A 19,979-nucleotide genomic window follows, 5' to 3' on the forward strand; every position below is an offset into this window, starting at 1 on the left:
TCGGATGCGGGCTCTGTGCCATCCGGCGCAGACATCGACCCGACAGGAGAGGCCATGGCGATGAAGACCCCGATGACGAGGAAGGCGGCATTGTCCGCCGCCGCACTGGCGGTGCTGGGCAGCCTGCTCGCCGGATGCTCCGCCGGCTCAGAGACGGCGCAGCCGTCGCCGAGCCCGAGCACCAGCGCGGCGAAGGTGACCAGCCAGGACCTCGGCAAGGCGCTGGACCGGCTCGTGTTCCAGGGCACCGGGGCCAAGAGCACCGACGGCGGCGCGTGCCTGGTCCGCGCCGTCCAGGACAAGAAGCTCTCGGACGCCGCGCAGGCCTACATCGTGGGCAAGGGCAGCGACGACATCGCCGCGGTGGCAAATGGCCTGCGCGAGGTCAGCGCGATGGACGCCGCGATCATGCTCTCCCCCGAGCTGCGCGACAAGTTCGACGCTTGCGTCGACGCGGTGATCCCGCCGACCCCGGCCCCGGGTGCCACGACCAGCAAGGACGGCAAGGATCAGGTCTACGTGCCGCCGAAGCAGGGACAGGAGCTCCCCCAGGCCCGGCAGCCGGATCTCACGCCGAAGTTCACGGTGCCGCAGGGCACGAGCATCAACTCCTCCTCACAGCTGACCGCGGGGCTCGTTTCGACGTTCTCCTCCTATGCGCTGAACGAGGATCAGAAGAAGACCTACGCAGCCTCGGGCGCTTGCCTGGCGGGCGTCGTCTTCCAGGCGGGGTTCTCACAGGAGACGCTGCGCTTCCTCGCCGGCGGCGCACCAATAGGGGCCGGATCGATCTCGGACTTCCTGCCGAAGGACGAGGACAAGAAGATCTGGAAGTCGAAGGACTTCACCTCGGCACTCGTGGACTGCACTGCCAGCGCAAAGGTCTGAGGCTCATCCATCGCGGGTTTTCGTCATGCCGTTGACTGGCTTCTACCGATCACAGCACTTCGATGGCGACGTCGGCACTAGAGCCGTTTTGGCTGCGCATTGCCGAGGTGCGCGCGCACCACGGCAATGTCCCTCGTCGGGTCGCGCCGGATACGCTTCGACTTGACGATGAACGCGGACTTCTCGATCACAACGAGCTTCAATCCATGTTCGGGGATAAGAAGTCGCTTGCGTTCGTCGTAGAGGCGACGTTGCTCGCCGCGACCCACACCAGAGACGGTCTGCCGCCGATCGAAGAACGGTGACGGTTTCGAATGCTGCTCCTCCTGGAACTCGACGACGAGCTTGAGATCGGACCAAAAGCCGTCCACGGGCAGCTTGGTTCCGAGGGGTCGCAAAGGGGACGGGTCGCCGCGGAGCCAATCGAACGTCGCTTGGCGACAGCTGCTCATGCCGAGGACGCCATCGCACAGGTCAAGCACGTAGTGCTCATCGGACGCAGTGCGGTCGACCATGCCGTGATTCTTGCAGAGTTCAGCCGAGAGGCCCATGCTTCATAGGTTCAAGAACGACGTTTGGTCCGTAGGATCTCGGAACCAGGCTGATTCGGTCAGTGCCGGCGGCGGCCTGATACGGCCCGGTGCCAGTATTCCGCTTCTGCACTTGTCAGAATCTCGTAGATCTCCTCGACCACGAACTTGCCCAAATAAGGGCGTTCCTCGGCGCTCAAAGTTCCCAGAGACACCAGTGCAGCCGACAACAGCACATCGTCCTCAATCGAAGGCTCAACCCATTCCCGCACGCCATCATCGGCGAGGTCCTCCCAGACATATGGCGAGGTTGCTATGGCCTCCCTGACCGCGGCGAGTCGCATCCTTACGTCTCCGCTGCGGGACCGCGTGTAGAGACGGATCTGGTATTCATCCGAGGCCGGGGGCACAAGGGGTGCCCCGCCGGCTAACGGATGATGAGCAGCAATGACCTGGTAGCGGGCCCGGGCGGGGTGTCGGTCATGGAGGTCCTGGCGTATTTCCCTGATGCGGTGCCCGGGGCGCAATGTTGCAATTCCAGGGGTGCGGTTGTCCCGCCTATTCGCGTTGTGTGGTGCCATGACCTGTCCCGACAATCGGCCGACGGAGCTCCCCTCCTCCATGGTAGGCCTGGCTCGGATGGAGGTTGAAGGACCATGGAATAAGGCGGCTGGGCATACCGGAACGAGCTTGATCGTCCCTGCGGTTTTCCACATACGCCAGGACTCCCCTACCTGCAGTCGGCAACCGATGCTGCACTGGAGGCATGCTCAGCTACGAAGACATCATTCTGCTCGGCGAGGAACGGGTCTTGGTCATCCAGGAACACGAAGAGGGCCGTTGCTGGTGCGGCCAGACCTGGCAATGACCACAGACATCCCGGTCGGGCACGCGGAGCCAGGGTGTCTTGGTTTGCGAAAACACACATATGACTTCTCATTGACGTAACCACCGGGTAGTGTCCAGCCCGGCATATCCCCAGCAAATGGACTATTGCCTGGCCGTCAAAAGGAGACCAAGTGCACCAGGACGAATACAAGACCCTCGTTGCTTTGCTTGCGGAGCGCAACAAATGGCGGGCTGCGTATTACAGGGCCTGCTTGCAGGACGTCGGCGACGATGATGAGGATCAGGCCAACAGCAAGGCCGAGGCCTACTACCGGATTCAGACCGCCGAACAGGACATTCAGTACCAGGCGGCGAAGATTCTGGGCGAGGACCAGAGAAGCAACCTGGACAGGTTGCTGGGTTATGACTTTGAGCAAAGCACTCCATGGAACGTGGGTGAATGGGCATCCGGGGACAACCCGGTAGAGGGCGGCCGTGTTCCCGTACTGCCGTATCTGCTGGCCGGCGACTTCGTGGATGCGTGCGGAACCGTTGTTGTGCGCTCAATCAGTGGGTTCCACTCCGGAGACGTGCTGATGCGCAGCGGCTTCCATCCCCAGGCCTTCAGGTACCGCCATCCGGACAAGTACCTTGTGCCACACATGCTCTGGCAGCTGGGCACGGGCGAGTGGATCGGCATCGACGGCGTGAGCGTGGGCTATGGCGGCCATGGCCCAGGCTATGCGGAAAAGGCACTCCGCAGTGCCGGCCTGTCGGAGCCCGTGGCAGCCCGCATCGTTGACTCCCGCTTCTGCGACGTCAGTGCCCTGGACACGGCCGACCCTGCATGGGACACCAGCGCCCGGTGGCCCGTGGAGCCCCGGCAGATGCCCGAGCTCAGGGAAGACGGCACTCTCGTCGTTCACACAGGTGAACGCCTTGACAGCCTGTCCACCTCCCACGGTCTCCGGTTGAAGGACAATGCCCCCGACCCGGACGAAAGCGGCTTCTACCCGTCGACCCACGAGGTGGACAGCGTGACCGCATGGTTCAACTTCCTCGATCAGTCCCCCGAGGCGTTGCCCTCATGGGCCCGGGGCGAGCGGACCATCTCCTTCTTGTTGGATGACCATTCGGCCGGAGAGCACGGCTACGTCAAGGGTGCGAGCAGGAACGGCTCCAGAGTCCAGTCGTTCCCTTCCGTCGTGGTAGTGCAGGGAGCTGTCCAGGTATGGGGGCATTACTATCACCGGGATCAGCTTCGGCCGCTGGATCCCCAGGTCCGGGAACTCGCCGCATCCGCCGGCTACACCGGCGAGGTCCCTTTTGTCGAAGGGGAGCCGTACACCTTTTTTGAAAAGGTCGGGAGGTTCTTCAAACCTGAGCGGGAGTACACCGGCGTCCGGACGGCGCTGGTCAAGGAAGCTGAGTGAACGGCCTCTTGGCCGCCTGGAAGGATCTCCGTTTCACGTACCTGACGTCGAGCCTTCTGCTGGCCCTGCCGTTTGCGCCGGCTGCCCTGGCCCAGGGGTTCCAGGCCGGACGGCGGACCGGAGCTGGTGTTCTTGCGGAATGGGTTCTGGGTGCGGTCGTGACGGTCCTGCATATAGGGCTGTTCCCCTTGGCGCGGGAACTTTACTTCAGGGCCACGGCCCCGATAGCGCGCGGATTGAGCGGGTTCATTCTCGCGGGGCCGCTCCTCATTGCTCACATGATCGGAAAAGTCCTCGTCTATATCGTCCTGAGCATACTGAGCATTCCTCTCGGCCTGCTTGGGCTCATCATTCTTGGTCTGAAGGCCCGAAGGCCTCGCAGCACCTGAACCTTGCAAGGTTGACTGCCTGACAGCGAAGAACCCCACCCGGCTACAGCCGGGTGGGGTTCTTTTTTGTTTTGATGCCGCTACGCTTCAGATCTCTCGGTGCGGATGACGATCGCGCGGGATTCTTCCGGGATTTTCTCCTTGGCCGCGGCCAGGGCCGTGTCATAGTTGGGACCCGTGGCAGTGACATAGGTCAGTCCGCCCTGGGCATCTTCAACGGTCAGCGTAATTTCCACAGGTTCGAGCATAATGCCGGCGTGGTTTCCATCGCGCCCAGGTCGAACCATTTGTGGGGCGGCCCCGGCATCGGGGCCGAATGACCCGGGGCCGCTCACTTTAGGGGGACACGCGATCAGGCGCTGACCGGGTGACGCAGATGACTCTACCTCTCTGCTTGACCTCTCCGCAAAGGTCTGTCACAAGTCATTGCTCAATCATTCGTGACAGGCATTCGAATGACGTTAGGATGGACTCGTACATCAGTCGAATATGACAGGAGAGGCCAGACATGACCGTCGTCGACGAGCCGAAGGCTGCGCCTCCCGCTGCGCGGGTTGCGACCAGGTCCGGTGGACCGAGCACCGACCAGAACGGCAGCGACCGCAGGGAGCGGGTCTTTACCCGCCTGTCCTCGGACGAGAAGCAGCGGGCGGAGTACTGGGCGCAGCGGCGCGGCTACCCCTCAGCCAACGAGTACTACGCCGAGGCGATCGCCGAGAAGATCCGGCGCGAGAATCTCGACTTCGACATCCCTGATCTGCTCACCGCGCGCATCAACCAGGTCGTCGACGAGCTCAAGGCGCTTTCGACGAACAACGCCAACCTCGAGCGGGTCGTGACCATGGGCTTCGATTCCCTGCTCGGGCTGACCAGGGGCGACAACTATCTGCTGGACGAGGAGAACGGGGAGCTGACGTGAGCCAGGGTCTGAACGAGATCATGCCGTCCACCGACGAGCTGATGGACGTCGATACGTCCTTCCTCGATGCGTACCGGACCGGCGGGAGCGAGGGCCTGAAGCGGGCCCAGGAACGGGCACAGCCGGCGGAGCCGGAGCAGGACACGCCGGAGAAGGATGAGGCCCCGCAGCAGAGCGCCGAGAACCTTGACCGGGACACCGGTGCCGGACAGCGGGGAGGCTCGGGAGCAGGCAGCGCCACTCCCCCGGCCCAGAGCGACGCGGTCGCCGTGGACACAGCAGCAATGCCGCAGGTGCACGACGACGTTGACGCCGAAGCGCACCCCGCGGCCCTCCCGGTGTCGCCGCCGGAAGATGCCAACCTCATCCCGCCCGTCCCGCTCCAGCACACCGACCATCAGGAGGCCGTGCAGTCTGCGGCGGCCAGGGGCGGCTCCGGCGGAGGTGACGAAGGCAGCGAGTCGTTGCCACAGAGCGGCTTCCGGCTCGAGGGCGTGAAGAGCCAGCCTGCCGTCCGGGCCGTGCCCGAGGCCATCGTCGGTGCGCTGCGGGAGCAGCTGCGCTCAGCGGCCGTCCGTGAGCTCGGTGTCGGCGACACGGCAGCCCGCGAGTTCGCCGAGCGGTTGAGCCAGGCAAGCCTGGTCACGGCCTTTCTGCTGGCCCAGCTCGACCTTGGACTGGCGACCGATGCCGCCACCCGGCGCGCGGCGCAGCTGTTCCGCTCCCGTGATCCGCTGCTGGGCAGTATCGCGGCGCGCATGGAAGCCCTGGAACGGAGGGGCCGTGAGCAGACCGAGGGCCTGGCCGCGCTGCACGGGCAGCTGGGTGAGGTAAAGGAGACCAGCGCGGCGATCGAGCAGGCACTCGCGTACTCGATCGCGGACCGCACGAGCAACTTCCTGCGCGGATCGCACAACATCCACGAAGCACCGATCACGCACAAGGACGCGGTCTTCGTCCGCGACCGGGTGCGGGAGGCGACGAAGAAGCAGGCGAAGCTCGAGCGCGAGCGGGAAGGGCGGCCGATCCGATGAGCGCCGTGACGCACTGGGATACAGCGAACGGTCCTGGGGTGCGTCTCCGCGAACCGTAAAAAGGGCTTGTGACGGGACAATTTGTCGAATCGGTGAACTTTGCCCGACGATCAGGGCATGGAAACTGCTCCCGGGTCCGATCCGAACTTCAGCCGCGTCGGAGCAATCGCGCTCGACACAAACATCTTCGCCGAAGCGCCCGGCATGGAAACACTGAGGTCTCTTTGTTCCCGCGCTGATAAGCACGGGCGCATTGAAATCTGGGTAACGGACACCGTTATCTGGGAATGGGGCCAGCACCTACACGCCCACCACGTATCACTCCGGGCTGCGACAAAGAAGCTTCACAGTGCCGGGTTTTCGGTGGAGGTCCCGGATGAAAAGACAGCCAAAGACATCGCGCTGGACCTGAGCGGGGTCATCACATCCTTGGGGTCCAGCATCCGTATCCTCAGTACCGCAGATTTTGCCCATGAAGCTCTTCGTGACCAGATCCTGCTGGAAGGACCGGCCAAACGAAAGAGTGAGGTAAAAACCGGCACAGCCGACAGTGCTCACCTCCGGGCGTACATCCATGAGGGGCGAAGTCGGGACCTGGAGTATGTAGTTGTCTCGGCAGATAAGGACACCCGCACCGCCTATCAGCAGTGGCTCGGGACCGAAGGTCCCCACATCTTCAGCGATCTCAGGAGGGCCACCGAAAAGATATTTGGTTCAGTTCCAAGTGATGCCGACGGGCTCAGCTTGGCTCTGCGGCTTGCCTACGAGGGCAATGTTCTGTTGCGGGACGTCACGATCAGCGAAGGGAATATGGGTGACTGGGAGGATCTGGTGCCCGACGATATTTCCTCCCTTTCGTTCGACGTCGATGCCGCCTCGGCCAAACTCGTCGGCCTCAACCACACCAAGCAGGACGCCACTGCATTGACGTTCACGGCCTTCTATCTTGCGGAGGTGAGGATCGCAGGCCTTCTGGAATCTCATTGGAGCCGTGGAAGCACCAGGACGCAGGAAGCAACTGTTCCAAGGGCCCTTCTGCGAGCGGATATTTCCCTGCCCGCCGGGTCCACGTCAGCTGAGGATGCGCTGGTGACAAATTGCTATGTCGATGCAGGTGGAAGTGGCTGGAGGGAGCAAAGTGACGCGCTGGACAACGTCATGGATGCTCTTACTCTGGTCCCGGGGGTCACCGTCGAACTTGATGGTCTGGCGTCTTGGCCGGAACAGAGGAGGAGTCAATCCTCCAATCTGCTGGTAGACGTTGCCGGGGTCCCCTTGGATCTCACCATTTACGGCAGTTACTTCGGCAACTGGGAGTTGACGGCTTCGTATGGCGAGCGGAAGGTCATGCTGAAATGCGACGACCTTGGGGTTGGCTTTACCGATCCGGAAGGCGACGGCATCCCCGAGTACTACGACATCACTGCATTCGGCAGCGAAGCGTGGTCAGGGAACGCGGAGTTCGCAATCAATGAAATGCTGTTTGAGGCCCGACGCGCAGAGTTGACAGGCAGTGCCAACGATACTGAAGAAGAATCGCTGCAGTGAATGCGGCTCTCCGGCGCGTCGGAATGGCGAAACCGGCCGTCCCGTGAACCTGGGCCGCTGACCTGCGCCCCTCTGTAGTCGAACCCATCAGCCCGGTGCCATCAGGCAACGGGCTGATTTCATTCTAGAGGCCGCAGGAGGCCCACGGCCGGCGGAGCTAGGACCGGACGGCAAGCCGGCCTTCCTTCATGTCGTCGCGCAGCTGCGACAGCATGTACCAGTGCGCACCCTTGGGCTTGAGTGAGATGTAGTGCTCGTGCTGCTTGCCATCCTGCTCCCAATCCAGGACCATCTCCGGACGGCGCAGCAGGCCCTGGTATTCGTCGACGTCGGCACGGATTTCCACGCGCACACGTTCGTCCGCAGGTGGCACCAGCAGCACCGCGACGTCGCCCTCGTAGCTCAGTGAGACTTCCTGGGCGAGGAGCCGCCGTACGTCGGCCGTGCAGATCTCTCCGCGGGCGACGTCGAAGACGTTCTTGCCGTGCGTGGCGCTCTCCCAGGCGTCGATGCACTCGATCAGCATCGAGCACCCCTGGGCGATACGGATGATGTCCGCCTCGTCCGGCGGCCAGCTGCCCTCCTGCATCTCGATGAGCATGCTGCTGAAGTCCTGTGGTGTGCGCAGGAAAGCGTGGTCGAGGGCCATGGGATTCGTGCTCCTGGGTCGGGCGTGAGCGGGTGGCGACTCTATAGACGTTACCTCGATCCGGGGTCGCCGTGAATGATCCAGGCCCTCTCTGACGGGCGTGCCGGCGCGGGTCTCGCCGCTCCCACTTGACTCGCTATGCGACTTGCTCAGACTCGCCATTCGACTCGTTCTGTCGATAGACTTGTGACTGATTTATGAGTCGACTGGTTTATGAGTCACCGACGAAAGGGAGTCAAGATGGTTGTCGGGATCCTCACCGAGAAGCCGAGCGCGGCGCGGCACTTCGCTGCATCCCTCGGCGGCATGAACGGCACGTACAACGGGGAGCAGTTCGTCATCGCCCACGCCCGGGGGCACCTGTACGAGTTCGTCGATCCGCACCGGATGGTGGCGGATCCGGACGTGGCCGGGAAGTACCGGACCTGGGACCTGGGCAACCTGCCCTGGGACCCTCAGCAGCTGGACTGGAGCCTGGAGGTGATCAAGAACGCGAGCTCTGTCGCCCAGGACGTGAAGCGGACCCTGGGCAAGTGCGACGAGATCGTGATCGCCACCGACCTCGACCCCACGGGCGAGGGCGGTATGATCGCGGTCAATGCCTTCCTCGAGTTGGGGCTGAAGCCGGGCAAGTGGTCGCGCATGTACTTCACTGATGAGGCTCCGGCCTCGCTGCAGAAGGCCTTCGCCGCGCGCAAGGTCATTCCGTCGCTCCTGGACTTCGACGAGTACCGCAAGGCGCGCTACCGCTCACAGTTCGACCTGCTCTCGATGCAGTTCACCCGCATCGCCACGAACATGGCGCGCCAGTCCGGGCAGGACACGGTGCTGCGCCAGGGCCGGCTGAAGTCGGCGATGGTCAAGCTCGTCGGCGACCAGCTGAAGGCATACAACGACTACGTCAAGAAGCCGTTCTTCCAGAACCGGTTCCGTGACGAGAACGACGTGATGTACACGAACCCGGAGGAGCCGCGGTTCGACCAGAAGGACCAGGTGCCGAACCAGTACGGCCCCTCCCCCGTTGTGCTCGACGGCAAGGCGACGAAGCAGACCGCGCCACCGAAGCTGCTGGACCTGGCCGCACTGTCCTCGCTCCTGGTGGGCAAGGGGATCAAGGCCCAGCTCGTGCTTTCGACCTACCAGTCCATGTACGAGGCCCAGGCCGTCAGCTACCCGCGCACTGCCGACGTGACGATCACGCCCGAGCAGTTCGACGAGCTCGCGCCCCTGGTGGACAAGATTGCCGGGGTCGTGGGTGTGGACGTGAAGCTCCTGACGCACCGCCAGCCGCGCAAGACGCACGTCAAGCCCCAGGGCGCGCACGGTGCGAACCGGCCGGGCCCGAAGGTGCCCGCTTCGCTGGACGATGTCGAGCAGCGCTTCGGCAAGGCCGGCCGCCTGATCTACGAGACGCTGGGCAAGAACTACCTGGCGATGATCGCCGAGGACTACATCTACGAGCAGCAGAAGGGCCACGTCAAGGACTACCCGGACTTCGTGGGCATCGCCAACGTCCCGCTGTCGGCGGGCTGGAAGGCGGTGTTCGATCCGGACGCCGGCGACGACACCGCCGAGGGTGACGAGAACGAGTCGGCCAAGGGCCTGGGCACCAACGCTAAGCCCTTCGTCTTCGAGGGTGCGAACAAGCGCCCCGAGCACCCGAGCATGAAGTGGCTGATGAAGCAGCTGGAGAAGCGCGACGTGGGTACGGGTGCCACCCGGACCTCGACGTACTCCGAGGTGACCTCGACGAAGACGAAGTACCCGCTGCTGTTGGAGAAGGGCCGCAAGCTCACCCTCGCCGAGGCCGGGGACATGAGCTGGCGGCTCCTGCCGGGGACCCGGATCGGCGATCTGGCGCTGACCGAGAAGGTCTATGCCGATATGAAGGAGATTGCCGCGGGCACCGGCCCGAGCGCAGAGGACCGCCTCGCGGTCGTGGCCGACTGGGTGCGCGAGGACATCGTGACCATGCAGAAGAACGCCGCGACGATGCGCTCCGCACTGGGGCTCAAGGAGGAGGCCGTCACCCGGAAGGAGCGGGCGCAGGGCACCTGGGCCAAGACGGGCAAGGATGTGGTGTTCGCGCGTGAGTGGGGCGGCCACCGCTTCACCGACGACGAGGTCGCCCGGCTGCTGGCCGGGGAGACGATCGAGTTTTCGGCGAAGAGCACCACGGGCAAGGCCTACGAGGTCTTCGGCGAGCTTGACGAGGGCACCTTCAAGGGCCGGAAGTTCGTCGGGTTCCAGAAGCTAGGCTTCGGCCGGCGCGATGCCAGCGGCAACGCGCTGCCGCCGGCGTCCTGGTGCCACTACACCTTTACGCCCGAGGAGATCGACCGCCTCATGGCTGGCGAGGGCGTCGAGTCCAGCGACTTCGTCTCAAAGAAGGGCAACCGCTTCCAGTGCAAGGTCTTCTTCCGCGAGGAGAAGAAGGGTGAGGGTAAGAAGATCGTGCCTGACTTCGAGGCCTCACTGGACTCCCCGCCGAAGAGCTGGTGCGGGGTTGCCTTCACCGACGATCAGCTCGCGGCACTGGCCGCGGGCAAGACGATCAAGGGTACGGGCTTCACCTCGAGCAAGGGAAAGAAGTTCGACGCGACCTTGGCCTGGAAGGACGAGGGCGGCAAGAGGAAGCTCGTCCCCTCCTTCGGCTGAGGTTGCGCAGACTCGCTCCTGAATGATTATTCGGAGGTCAGTCCGATAGACTGCCCGTCCACGTACATCAGCACGCCATGGCATCGCCCAACGGCATCGGATCGCATGTCCGAGTCCGTTGGGCGATGCCATTCGTGCGTCAATCACGCTCGATTCGATAGGTCTATCTAAGGTAGAGTAGTCATGTATCCCTCGTCTATGAGGGCATTCGGACAGGCGCAGACAAATCGGTGGTGGCAGCAGGGAGAGATTCATGGCGAAGATTTCGTACAAGGTGCCGACGAGCCTCAACAGGTCGTTCCTCGACCACGAGATCACGCTCAGCAAGGGCGGCTGGGCGGCCAAGCCCTCCCCCATCAAGCAGCTGTTCTTCTTCGGCGGGGGCGCGCTGGCGCTGCTGTGGGCGGTGACGCAGACCTTCGTGGCGAGCTCGGGACCGGTGTTCATCACGCTCTTCGTCATCTGGGGCCTGGCACTGATCGTCTACTTCGGCGGCATGACCAAGACCAAGGAGCTGCGGGCGATGAACGTGCCCGCCCTGCTGGCGTACGCCCCGTCCCGGGCACGCAACGTCTTCACCCGCCGCAGCTCGGACCCGAGCGACTTCTACTCGATCGTCGGCATCGACGGCATCGAGGAGGACGGCCGGATCCACTTCTCCGACGGCGGTGAGGGGCAGGTCTACCTGGTCGTCGGCTCAGCGTCGTACCTGCTCTTCGACGAGGACCGCATCGGCATCCTGGACCGGGTCGACGCCTTCTGGCGCAAGATCGACACGAACTGCGAGTGGTCCTTCGTCACCACGAAGGAGCCGCAGCGGATTTACCACCAGGTGGCCTCGCTCGAGCACCGCAACCACGCCCTCGAGGTCCGCGACCCTGACCTGATCGAGCTGCAGAACGAGCAGTATGACATCCTCACGCAGCACGTCGGTGGCAAGTTCACCTCGATCCACCAGTACCTGCTGCTCAAGGGCAAGAGCGCTGACGCTCTGCGCCGGGCGCACATGGTGCTGCAGTCCGAGGTCGAGGGGTCCGCGCTGATGATCAAGGAGGCTACGGTCCTCGACCGCGAGGAGACCGAGCCCATGCTGCGGGTCTTCTACCAGGGCATCGAGGACGACCTGCACTCTCTCAAGGCCTCACTGAACTGACCGGGCCGAGCTGGACGAACAAAGGAAGGACGAAGGGTGACATGGCGCTGATGACGAAGGCCCGCGCGCAGCTGGGCATTCCGGGGAAGAAGCCCCGGGGCGGGGACGCGACGGCCGTGCCGGGCGTGGATGAACTGGAGGCCGCTCTCGACGCCGATCCCGCCACGGGCGGGACGGCGGAGCCGTCTGAGGTGACCGCGCCGGCGGTCGCCGCTGAGCCGGCCGAGGTGGCCGAGCCGAAGAAGAACTGGTGGCAGCGCCGCCAGGAGATGAAGAAGCTGGAGGGCCGGTTCGACTCGTATCCGCACCTGCTGGCGCTCAAGCCTCGGGAGAAGTACGTCTTCCGCTCCGACTACTTCGAGGTCGACGGTTCCGTGGCGTGCGTGCTCGCGTTCTTCCACGACGACGCCGCCCACGACAACTTCGCCGCGTTCTGGGGCATCGACCGGATCCCGGACGGGCTCGACGAGCGCGTCACCGCGGTCGTCCTGGAGCAGGTGCGCCGGATGGACGAGAAGTGGGTGGATTCGTTCACCAAGCAGTCGGAGAAGCTCGACCGCCTTGACGCGAACGAGCAGGAGGAGACCGGCACGACCTCCTCCAAGCGCAAGGCCGCCAAGATCTCCTCTGACCTGGAGGTCACCATCGGCGAGATCCAGGACGGCGCGAGCTACCTGTCGGTGCACAACCGCCTGTTTCTCAAGGCTCCGGACCTCGAGACGCTGGACGACTCGGTCGACCGCGTCACGCGCCTGTACATCGACCGCTTCGGCACGCTCAAGGCTGCCGCGTACGCCGGCGAGCAGCGCCAGGAACTCTCGGGCCTGTTCAAGAACAACGAGAAGAAGCGCGGCAAGGGCTTCCACTTCACCTCGACCGAGCTCGCGGGTTCGTACTCGCTGGTGACTAACGGCCTGAACGACCGGGGCGGCGAGTACGTCGGCTACATGGTCGGCGACGTCAACAACTCGGCCGTACTCATGGACGTGAACCGGTACGAGCACCACGTTGTCGTGGCAGACGCGACCCTGAGCGAGTACCTGGACCGCCAGCGTGTGTCGAACATGTGGTGCTCGAAGATCTCGCAGGCCTGCATGCTCGGCAACGGCTCGGTGGTCCACCTCGTGCTGGACGGGGCGGACCTGGACAAGCTCGGCCCGAACTTCGAGCGGCTGACCTCGCGCGTGGACCTGAACCGCGGTGACGTCAACCCCTTCGAGCTGTTCGGCGACGAGGACGACGAACTGACGGTCTTCGCAGCGCAGATGGAGAAGCTCAAGCTGATGTTTGAGCAGCTCTACGAGACCACGGACGGGGCAATCGGCTCGATCATCCGCTCTGCGCTGGAGGACACGGCGACCGACTTCTACGTCGAGCAGGGCATGTGGCGGCACAACGCCAAGGACCAGCGGCACCGCCTGCGCGTGGTCAACATCCCGCACCAGCAGGTGCCGCGGCTGCAGATGTTCGTCTCGTACCTCGACACCGCGCACAAGGCCCTGCTGAACTCAAGCAAGACCGACCCCGACCAGCTGCGCGCGTACAACGTGCTGCGCGGCATCGCGAACACGATGCTCAGCACGAACGGCGACCTGTTCAACAACCACACGGCATCGGCCGTGGACGGGGTCCGGGATGCCCGGCGCGTGGTCTACGACTTCTCGCGGCTGATGCGCCGCGGCAAGGGTGTGGCCATGGCCCAGCTGGTCAACATCGTCGGCTTCGCCGTCGGCAAGCTCGGGCTCGGGGACACCGTGGTGATCCACGGCACCGAGCAGATTGACGACCGCGTCAAGAAGTACCTGCGCGACCAGTTCGACCACATGCACGAGCGCGGCGGCCGCGTGGTCTACAGCTACAACGACGTCGACAAGATGCTCGCGGACTCGGACTTCAACAAGTTCGACGCCGCGGACTACACGCTCTTCGGGCCGATGCGCGACCGCACGGTGGCGGAGTACCAGAAGCAGCTGCACCAGCAGATCCCGCCGGACCTCGCCCAGCTCATCACGACCAAGGGCGAGAACCTTACCTACCTGCGCCGGGACGTGTCGAACGTGGTCTTCCACCTCGACCTCGCGCTGGGGATCAACCCCTTCCGCGAGGCCCAGCGCAGGCAGGTTCGCCTGGAGGCCGCCAAGGCCGACGAGGCGGCCCGGATGGACCAGCTGATGAAGGACAAGCCGGCACCCGGCGCGAAGCTCACCAGCGCCCGCCAGAGCGTCGAGTCCGAGGAGGACCGCTCTGAGGACCAGGTGGCGCGGGCCGACCGCAGGAAGGCCATGAAGAAGGCCGGGACCGCCCCGCGGAAGCTGGGCAAGTCATGACGGCCATCACGGACACGACAGACAGGAAGGGAAAGATGAACGGGACCATCACGCTCGCGGCGCGGGCCCGGGCCGCGGCGACTGCCCGGGGCGGGCTGGTGCGCGTCCTTGCTCTGTCGCTGCTCGTGGCACTGGTTGTGCCGCTGCTGATGACGGTGTTCGCGCCGTCAGCACACGCTGCCGACGACGAGGACCGCGACAATTACTCGCTGTACCAGCTGGCGTCGAATGCCTCGACGTACTTCAGTCAGGAGAACTCCCCCGAAGGCAAGGACAAGCCCGAGGATCGGATGAACGAGGACTGGCGGGCGATCACCGCCGACCCGGCGACGGGCGGCGACATGCTCGGCTACGCCGACTCCGAATTCAGCCTCTTCAACGTAGTCGGCTGGCTCTTCGCCGAGGCGACGGGCTCCACGCAGACCATCGGGTACGACACGCTGAATGCGACAGCCAGCGGCAGCGGCAAGAACGTCTACTCCGGCATGGTGGACTACGCCCACTTCGGCGCGGCCAACGCCGACCTCGGCCTGGACACGATGTCCTCGGGCATCGGTGGACAGATCCTGTCGCTCATCGGCGGCGGCGCGATCTGGCTGCTCTACGCGATGGCGCTGGCCGTGGGCACGTTGTTCTATCTCATCATCCAGCTGCTGAAGGTGCTGAACCCGTTCATGTGGTTCTACCAGGCGGTCGCAGGCGTCGCGGACTCCGGCGGCAATACGAACAGCGCGCACCAGCAGGACCTCGCCGACGGGATGACCGGTGGCCAGGCCGGCGGCGGTGCCCTGGCGGGCCTGCAGCACTGGATCGCAAGCTGGTACGGCCTGCTGCAGTCCATCGCCTGGGAGGCGCTGGTCCCGCTCTTCATCGGGTTCCTGATTATTGGCCTGGTGCTGTTCAAGAAGATGGACCGCGGCTCGGCGATCAAGAAGCTCGTCGTGCGCGTCGTCTTCATTGGCGTGGGCCTTCCGCTGATGGGTTCGATGTACACCGGCGTCCTGGACAAGTTCGATGACTCGCTGCTGGGCCAGCACGCCGGCCCGACCCGTGTGGTGCTCTCCACGTACGTGGACTTCGAGGCCTGGATGATGAACGACCGTCTCGGCGTTCCCGATGAGGCCGTTATCGCCTGGGACAACGGCCAGGCAAGCAACAACGCGATGATGTCGGTGCGCACGACGGCACTGGCGATCAACAAGCAGGCGCACGGTTCGACCTTCCGCGACATCAGCGTGGGCCCCGGTGCGACCAATGCCGAGACGGCCTGGAAGAACAGCCTGGTCGGCATGGATGGCAGCCCGGCGGGTGACTTCAACGCCGTGGGCGAGACCTTCGGCATGCTCAACAGCTACATCTCGGGCCAGATTACATCGGCGTCGGACTTCGAGTCGGGCATCAAGAGCGCGATCACCAACCTGCCGGTCAACAGCGACGTGAAGAAGGAGTGGTTCATCGACAAGAAGTCCTACGGTGACAGCGACAACTTCGGCGGGCACGGCGAGTCGGACTACATCCCGACCAACCACCCGGTGCTGGCGGCCGGCGGCAAGGGCCTGACCTCCTCGAACCCGGGCGGGAACACGACGAGCTTCTCGACCCAGGGCACCAAGCACGGCTGTGGGTTCTCAGTCTGGGCGGACAACGCCCCGGTCTCCTGCAACATGTCGGCGCTGTCGGCGTACAACTACCTGAACACCGGCTTCGGCCCCGACTCGATGACGATGTACAGCTCGAACAACGTCACCAGCGGCCTGACCCGCGAGGACCACATGGCGGTCAGCCAGGTCGGTACGGGCCCGGCGAAGTTCATGTACTGGCAGAACGCCGGGGTCGTCCTGGGCAGCATGGTCCTGCTCGGATTCTGGTACGCCATCGGCATGCTGGTGGGCGCGGTCAAGCGCACCTTCAGCCTCGTGGCCGCGGTGCCGTTCGCCACGCTGGGCGCGATCGCCGCGATCAGCAAGGTGATCGTCTACTCCGTCGCACTGATCCTCGAGGTGCTGGTGACGTTGTTCATCTACCAGTTCGTCTCGGAGCTGCTGATCTCCATCCCGGACATCATCTCCGGGCCCGTGTCGGCCTGGATGTCCCAGGACGGCCTGTGGGGCTCAGGCATGCTTGGCGGGATCATCGTGGTCATCCTGACCCTGATCTCCTCGCTGCTGATCATCGGCATCACCTTGGCGCTCCTGCGTGTGCGCAAGGTTGTGCTGCAGGCGATGGACGAGGTGTTCACCAAGCTCGTGGACAAGTTCCTCGAGACCAACACCGCACCGAAGCCGGACAAGAGCGGCATGCTCCCCGCGCTGGCTGCGGGAGCCGGGGCCGGAGCGGGCATGGCCATGGGCAACAAGCTCGCCTCCGGCGTCGGCGGCAAGCTCGGCGGCAGCGGGGCCACGAAGCCCGGCGGCACCCCGGGTGGCGGCAAGGGCTCGTCGACCAACGCCGGCGGCCTGAACGGCGAGCAGAAGTCGCTTGCTGCCGGGAAGGGCCCACTGGCCCTGGCCGCCGGTCCGAACGACGGTCCGGAAGCCGGCCCCGACGGCGGCAGCCCCGCCGGCCCCGGTCCGGTTCCCGGCGGTGGTGGTGACAGCGGCGGCCGTGGTCCGTCCGCTGGTGGTCCCGAGGGTCCCGGCGACAAGGGCGGTCCTCTGCAGCTCACGGGAGGCAAGGCGGGGAGCTCCCGCTCCGACAAGGAGACTGCTCAGACCCTGAGCGGCAAGGGCGGCCTGTCGAACCTCGGCTACAGCACCGGCCAGGGTCCCTCCTCGCGGGGCGGCCATGGGCTCGGCGGCGCGCAGGGTGCTCCTGGTACCGGGCAGCCGGGCCATGGCCAGGGTCAGGGTCAGAAGCGGGACGGGCTCACGGGCGGCACCGATAGCGGTGCGCACACCAGCGGTGGCCGCAAGGCGGACGCCGGCCAGTCGGCACCGACGCAGTTCGGCACCGGACAGCAGGCGGCTCCGGCCTCCTCGGGCCAGGGCCCGCGCTTCACCGCTGGTACCGGCGGGCCCGCGCAGGTGAACCCCGTCGTCGCAGCGGTCCCGGGGATTCCGGGCACCCGGGCGACGCGGGCCGCCGAAGGCCAGCAGCCGCAGGCCAACGCGGGTTCCGGCTCCCGTGCTGTGCAGGCGGGACCGGGTATCCCGCAGGCCAGCGGCAGTCAGCGCCGCAGCCCGCAGGCTCCGGTCCAGGCTCCGACCGGCCAGGGCAGTGTCCACCGGGCTCCGATCCAGCCCCGCACCGGCGCTCCGGCGCAGGCGCAGGGCCAGTCCGGTCAGCGTCCGCAGGCCCCGGCTCCTGCTCCTGCTCCTGCTCCTGCTCCTGCTCCTGCTCCTGCTCCTGCTCCTGCTCCTGCTCCTGCTCCTGCTCCTATCCAGCCCCGTGTCGGTGGCCGGGTTGCCGGAGGCGCTCAGGGCAGCCAGGGTGTCCAGCCGACTCCACGCAGCGGACGTCGATCGGCACCGGCGGCTCAGGCTCCGAAGGCTTCGGCTCCCACCCCGGCTCCGAAGGCCCCGGCCCCGAAGCCGTCGCAGCCGGCTCCGGCCCAGCCGCGGCGGACGGCGGATCCGGCTCCGAAGCGCACGGACGGTCCCGTGTCGCGGAGGAAGCCGGCTGAGGACCCGAAGAACTGATCGTTGGTGATGAGGGCGGCGCACTCCGACAAGGCGTGCGCCGCCCTTTGCCTGCCACGGGGGAAAGGATGGAACGGATGAATCTGCGAGGCAAGGCGCGCGACGAGTTTCCGCTGGGCTGGTGGCACTCGGGGCGCTGGTGGCTCGAGGGAGCGCGCGAGCTGGCGGTGAACTGCCTGGCCGCGTTGGCTGCTGTGTTCTTCCTGCGCGAGGCGCTGCGGCTGGTCCGCCATCGCGACAGCCCCGCTGATCTGGCGCGCCGGCGGGTGCCGACGGAGGGTTGGGTGGCCGGGCTCCTGCTCGGGTGCATGGCTTTGGGTGGTTCAACGGCCCTGGCGGCCGTGGCAGCACAGACGGGCTCCTCTGAACGGGGACTGGTCCAGGCGGCGGTCCTCATCGCCATCTTGTGGTGGCTGGCCAACGTGGTCGTTTCAGTAACCGCGCTTGCGGTGCTGGCCAGGTCGCGGGTCCGGCACCGGGACACCTGGGCCGAGATCGATTTCGTCGAGACACATGCGCCAAAGTACGGACGGCCGCCGGAGACGATCGAGGAGTACCGGGCGCTGCGCCTGAAGGGCGGACGGCTGTAGGGCTCATACGGGACTGCCAGCCAGTCAGACACAAGAAGACCCCGTGGACGTGATGTCCATGGGGTCTTCCTTTCCCGTCGGGCGGCAGTCGTACTGCAGCACCGGCCTCAATCCCTCCGGGGGCCCTTGTCGAAGATCCGCGAGATGCGGTCGATTCCCTCGGCGCTGAAGATGTCCGAGACGGCACCGGCGGTCCCGCTGCGCGGCAGCTCCGAGCGCAGGGTGAGCTTGGCGTACCCCCTGGTCGGCCGGGACTCGATGACGTAGACGATCTCGTGCGAAACGAAGGCCGAAGTGGCCGAGTCCGGCTTCTTCTGGTGGGTGAGCACCCGGAAGCCGGCCCGGGTGCCGATGTAGTCGAAGAAGCGTGTGAGTTTCTCCTCCTCGAGCTGCCGCCGCTCCCCCGCGTTGCGGCCGGAGACTTCGATCAGCTGGATGTGCGTGCAGTCCACATCGTCCGTCGGCCGGCGGATGTCGTCGAAATCCCAGGTGGCTCTTGCCGTGCGCAGCTGCTCGTCGCAGGGGTACGCCACCCGCCCCTTGTAGTACCTGATCGGTCCGATGAGCGTCATGCCCGACCTCCTGCATCCTGTCTGGCGCACGGGCGCGTCCTGGGAGAGAAAAAGCAGAGCCCCGCGGACGCGTGGTCCACGGGGCTCCGGTACTGCAGGTCGATCGGGGCAGTCAAGGGGTCAGCCTCCTCAGCCGCAGTACTTGGTCTTGACGGCCTTGCCCTGCTCGCTGTCGACTGGCACGAGCACGACGTCGTTGACGCCGTTGGAGAAGACGAACTCCATGGTCGACTTGTCCTTGCCGAAGCTGATCGAGCCGGTCTCGGTGGTGCTGCGGCCAGCCTCGGTCCAGTCCACGGAGGACTTGGACTCGTTGATCTTGCCGGTGCCGCGGACGGTGTAGGCGTCCTTGAGCTCGCCCTTCGCCGCGGCCGCCTTCGGGTCGTCGAGGACGGAGTTGATGGAGTGGCAGGCGAGGTCCTGGCGGCTGGCGGTGTCGAAGTAGGTGATCTGGTCACCGTCCACGACGACGATGTCGCCGTTCTGTCCTTCCGAGGTGGCGAAGTACCGCCCGTCCCCGCCGGAGCTGCTGCAGCCGCTGAGCACGAGCGCGGCGCATGCCAGGGCTGCAGCGGTCGCGGCCAGCTTCGTCCGCGTCACGTGTGCGGTCCTGGTGATGTCCATGGTCTTCTCGTCCTTCTGGTCGGTCCTGTCGTCCTGGCTCTGTGTCCAGGCAATGAGTGTTCGGAAGGTCCAGCGTCTCGGCTCCACAGTTCAGAACTGTTTCCCCGAGCCCCCGTTCCCAGGCCATGCCCGGGAGCCGAAGCTGGACTATCCGCGCCCGCCTGGACGGACGATCTGCTCAGCCGGGGCTGAGCAGGAT

The 19,979-nt window shown here is 65.3% G+C and carries 17 protein-coding genes; 11 read left to right on the plus strand and 6 right to left on the minus strand.

Features of this window, described 5'->3' with window-relative positions:
- Positions 1-54 precede the first annotated feature (54 nt).
- Positions 55-888 (plus strand): hypothetical protein, encoded by an 834-nt coding sequence (locus LDN90_RS15255; RefSeq protein ID WP_202979320.1) that lies wholly within the window; start codon positions 55-57, stop codon positions 886-888.
- A gap of 77 nt (positions 889-965) precedes the next feature.
- On the opposite strand, the gene LDN90_RS15260 is transcribed toward LDN90_RS15255, so the two are convergent.
- Entirely contained in the window at positions 966-1,403 is a 438-nt protein-coding gene (locus LDN90_RS15260; RefSeq protein WP_056388145.1) for a hypothetical protein, read from the minus strand.
- Positions 1,404-1,498: 95 nt separating this feature from the next.
- Entirely contained in the window at positions 1,499-1,999 is a 501-nt protein-coding gene (locus tag LDN90_RS15265) for a hypothetical protein (protein ID WP_142938831.1), read from the minus strand.
- A 438-nt stretch (positions 2,000-2,437) separates the two neighbouring features.
- Here LDN90_RS15265 and LDN90_RS15270 point away from each other — a divergent pair, with 438 nt between their 5' ends.
- Both LDN90_RS15270 and LDN90_RS15275 read left to right on the plus strand, forming a co-directional pair.
- Positions 2,438-3,679 carry a hypothetical protein gene (locus tag LDN90_RS15270; protein WP_142938830.1) on the plus strand — a complete coding sequence of 414 codons (1,242 nt, stop codon included), beginning with the start codon at positions 2,438-2,440 and terminating at the stop codon, positions 3,677-3,679.
- On the plus strand, positions 3,676-4,068 hold the full coding sequence (locus LDN90_RS15275; RefSeq protein ID WP_142938829.1) for a hypothetical protein: 393 nt from the start codon (positions 3,676-3,678) through the stop codon (positions 4,066-4,068). The genes LDN90_RS15270 and LDN90_RS15275 overlap by 4 nt, the downstream gene beginning before the upstream one ends.
- A gap of 80 nt (positions 4,069-4,148) precedes the next feature.
- Here the strand turns inward: LDN90_RS15275 and LDN90_RS15280 are convergent, their stop codons facing one another.
- Positions 4,149-4,304 carry a hypothetical protein gene (locus tag LDN90_RS15280; protein ID WP_160147645.1) on the minus strand — a complete coding sequence of 52 codons (156 nt, stop codon included), beginning with the start codon at positions 4,302-4,304 and terminating at the stop codon, positions 4,149-4,151.
- 272 nt (positions 4,305-4,576) lie between these two features.
- On the opposite strand from LDN90_RS15280, the gene LDN90_RS15285 reads away from it, so the two are divergent.
- The 3 genes from LDN90_RS15285 to LDN90_RS15295 all read left to right on the plus strand — a co-directional run bounded on the left by LDN90_RS15285 (position 4,577) and on the right by LDN90_RS15295 (position 7,569).
- Positions 4,577-4,987, plus strand: a complete 411-nt coding sequence (locus LDN90_RS15285) for a hypothetical protein (RefSeq protein ID WP_202979319.1) — start codon at positions 4,577-4,579, stop codon at positions 4,985-4,987.
- Entirely contained in the window at positions 4,984-6,021 is a 1,038-nt protein-coding gene (locus LDN90_RS15290) for a hypothetical protein (RefSeq protein ID WP_202979318.1), read from the plus strand. The genes LDN90_RS15285 and LDN90_RS15290 overlap by 4 nt, the downstream gene beginning before the upstream one ends.
- Positions 6,022-6,138: 117 nt before the next feature.
- Complete coding sequence (locus LDN90_RS15295) at positions 6,139-7,569, plus strand: hypothetical protein (RefSeq protein ID WP_142938828.1); 1,431 nt, start codon at positions 6,139-6,141, stop codon at positions 7,567-7,569.
- 157 nt (positions 7,570-7,726) lie between these two features.
- Here LDN90_RS15295 and LDN90_RS15300 read toward each other — a convergent pair whose 3' ends face one another.
- The gene (locus tag LDN90_RS15300; RefSeq protein WP_142938827.1) at positions 7,727-8,218 is read right to left on the minus strand and encodes a hypothetical protein; all 492 of its coding nucleotides are present in this window, start codon (positions 8,216-8,218) and stop codon (positions 7,727-7,729) included.
- A gap of 240 nt (positions 8,219-8,458) precedes the next feature.
- Here LDN90_RS15300 and LDN90_RS15305 point away from each other — a divergent pair, with 240 nt between their 5' ends.
- The 5 genes from LDN90_RS15305 to LDN90_RS15325 all read left to right on the plus strand — a co-directional run bounded on the left by LDN90_RS15305 (position 8,459) and on the right by LDN90_RS15325 (position 18,584).
- A complete protein-coding gene (locus tag LDN90_RS15305) occupies positions 8,459-10,876 on the plus strand; it encodes a type IA DNA topoisomerase (protein ID WP_142938826.1) in 2,418 nt (805 codons plus the stop codon).
- A gap of 253 nt (positions 10,877-11,129) precedes the next feature.
- On the plus strand, positions 11,130-12,029 hold the full coding sequence (locus tag LDN90_RS15310) for a hypothetical protein (RefSeq protein WP_142938825.1): 900 nt from the start codon (positions 11,130-11,132) through the stop codon (positions 12,027-12,029).
- 41 nt (positions 12,030-12,070) lie between these two features.
- Positions 12,071-14,356, plus strand: coding sequence for a hypothetical protein (locus LDN90_RS15315; protein ID WP_202979317.1), 2,286 nt, complete (start codon positions 12,071-12,073; stop codon positions 14,354-14,356).
- Positions 14,353-17,994, plus strand: coding sequence for a hypothetical protein (locus LDN90_RS15320; protein WP_223946292.1), 3,642 nt, complete (start codon positions 14,353-14,355; stop codon positions 17,992-17,994). Before LDN90_RS15315 ends, LDN90_RS15320 begins: the two co-directional genes overlap by 4 nt.
- Before the next feature lie 77 nt (positions 17,995-18,071).
- Positions 18,072-18,584 (plus strand): hypothetical protein, encoded by a 513-nt coding sequence (locus LDN90_RS15325; protein ID WP_142938823.1) that lies wholly within the window; start codon positions 18,072-18,074, stop codon positions 18,582-18,584.
- Between the two features lie 107 nt (positions 18,585-18,691).
- On the opposite strand, the gene LDN90_RS15330 is transcribed toward LDN90_RS15325, so the two are convergent.
- Complete coding sequence (locus tag LDN90_RS15330) at positions 18,692-19,156, minus strand: hypothetical protein (protein WP_142938822.1); 465 nt, start codon at positions 19,154-19,156, stop codon at positions 18,692-18,694.
- Between the two features lie 129 nt (positions 19,157-19,285).
- Entirely contained in the window at positions 19,286-19,867 is a 582-nt protein-coding gene (locus LDN90_RS15335) for a hypothetical protein (protein WP_071416348.1), read from the minus strand.
- Positions 19,868-19,979: the final 112 nt, after the last annotated feature.

The organism is Arthrobacter sp. NtRootA1 (assembly GCF_019976975.1).
Taxonomy (GTDB): Bacteria; Actinomycetota; Actinomycetes; order Actinomycetales; family Micrococcaceae; genus Arthrobacter; species Arthrobacter aromaticivorans.

Coding starts and splice junctions, on each gene's coding strand:
- LDN90_RS15255 (WP_202979320.1), top strand. CDS start 55: ATGGCGATGAAGACCCCGATGACGAGGAAGGCGGCATTGTCCGCCGCC.
- LDN90_RS15260 (WP_056388145.1), bottom strand. CDS start 1,403: ATGGTCGACCGCACTGCGTCCGATGAGCACTACGTGCTTGACCTGTGC.
- LDN90_RS15265 (WP_142938831.1), bottom strand. CDS start 1,999: ATGGCACCACACAACGCGAATAGGCGGGACAACCGCACCCCTGGAATT.
- LDN90_RS15285 (WP_202979319.1), top strand. CDS start 4,577: ATGACCGTCGTCGACGAGCCGAAGGCTGCGCCTCCCGCTGCGCGGGTT.
- LDN90_RS15295 (WP_142938828.1), top strand. CDS start 6,139: ATGGAAACTGCTCCCGGGTCCGATCCGAACTTCAGCCGCGTCGGAGCA.
- LDN90_RS15300 (WP_142938827.1), bottom strand. CDS start 8,218: ATGGCCCTCGACCACGCTTTCCTGCGCACACCACAGGACTTCAGCAGC.
- LDN90_RS15305 (WP_142938826.1), top strand. CDS start 8,459: ATGGTTGTCGGGATCCTCACCGAGAAGCCGAGCGCGGCGCGGCACTTC.
- LDN90_RS15310 (WP_142938825.1), top strand. CDS start 11,130: ATGGCGAAGATTTCGTACAAGGTGCCGACGAGCCTCAACAGGTCGTTC.
- LDN90_RS15315 (WP_202979317.1), top strand. CDS start 12,071: ATGGCGCTGATGACGAAGGCCCGCGCGCAGCTGGGCATTCCGGGGAAG.
- LDN90_RS15320 (WP_223946292.1), top strand. CDS start 14,353: ATGACGGCCATCACGGACACGACAGACAGGAAGGGAAAGATGAACGGG.
- LDN90_RS15325 (WP_142938823.1), top strand. CDS start 18,072: ATGAATCTGCGAGGCAAGGCGCGCGACGAGTTTCCGCTGGGCTGGTGG.
- LDN90_RS15330 (WP_142938822.1), bottom strand. CDS start 19,156: ATGACGCTCATCGGACCGATCAGGTACTACAAGGGGCGGGTGGCGTAC.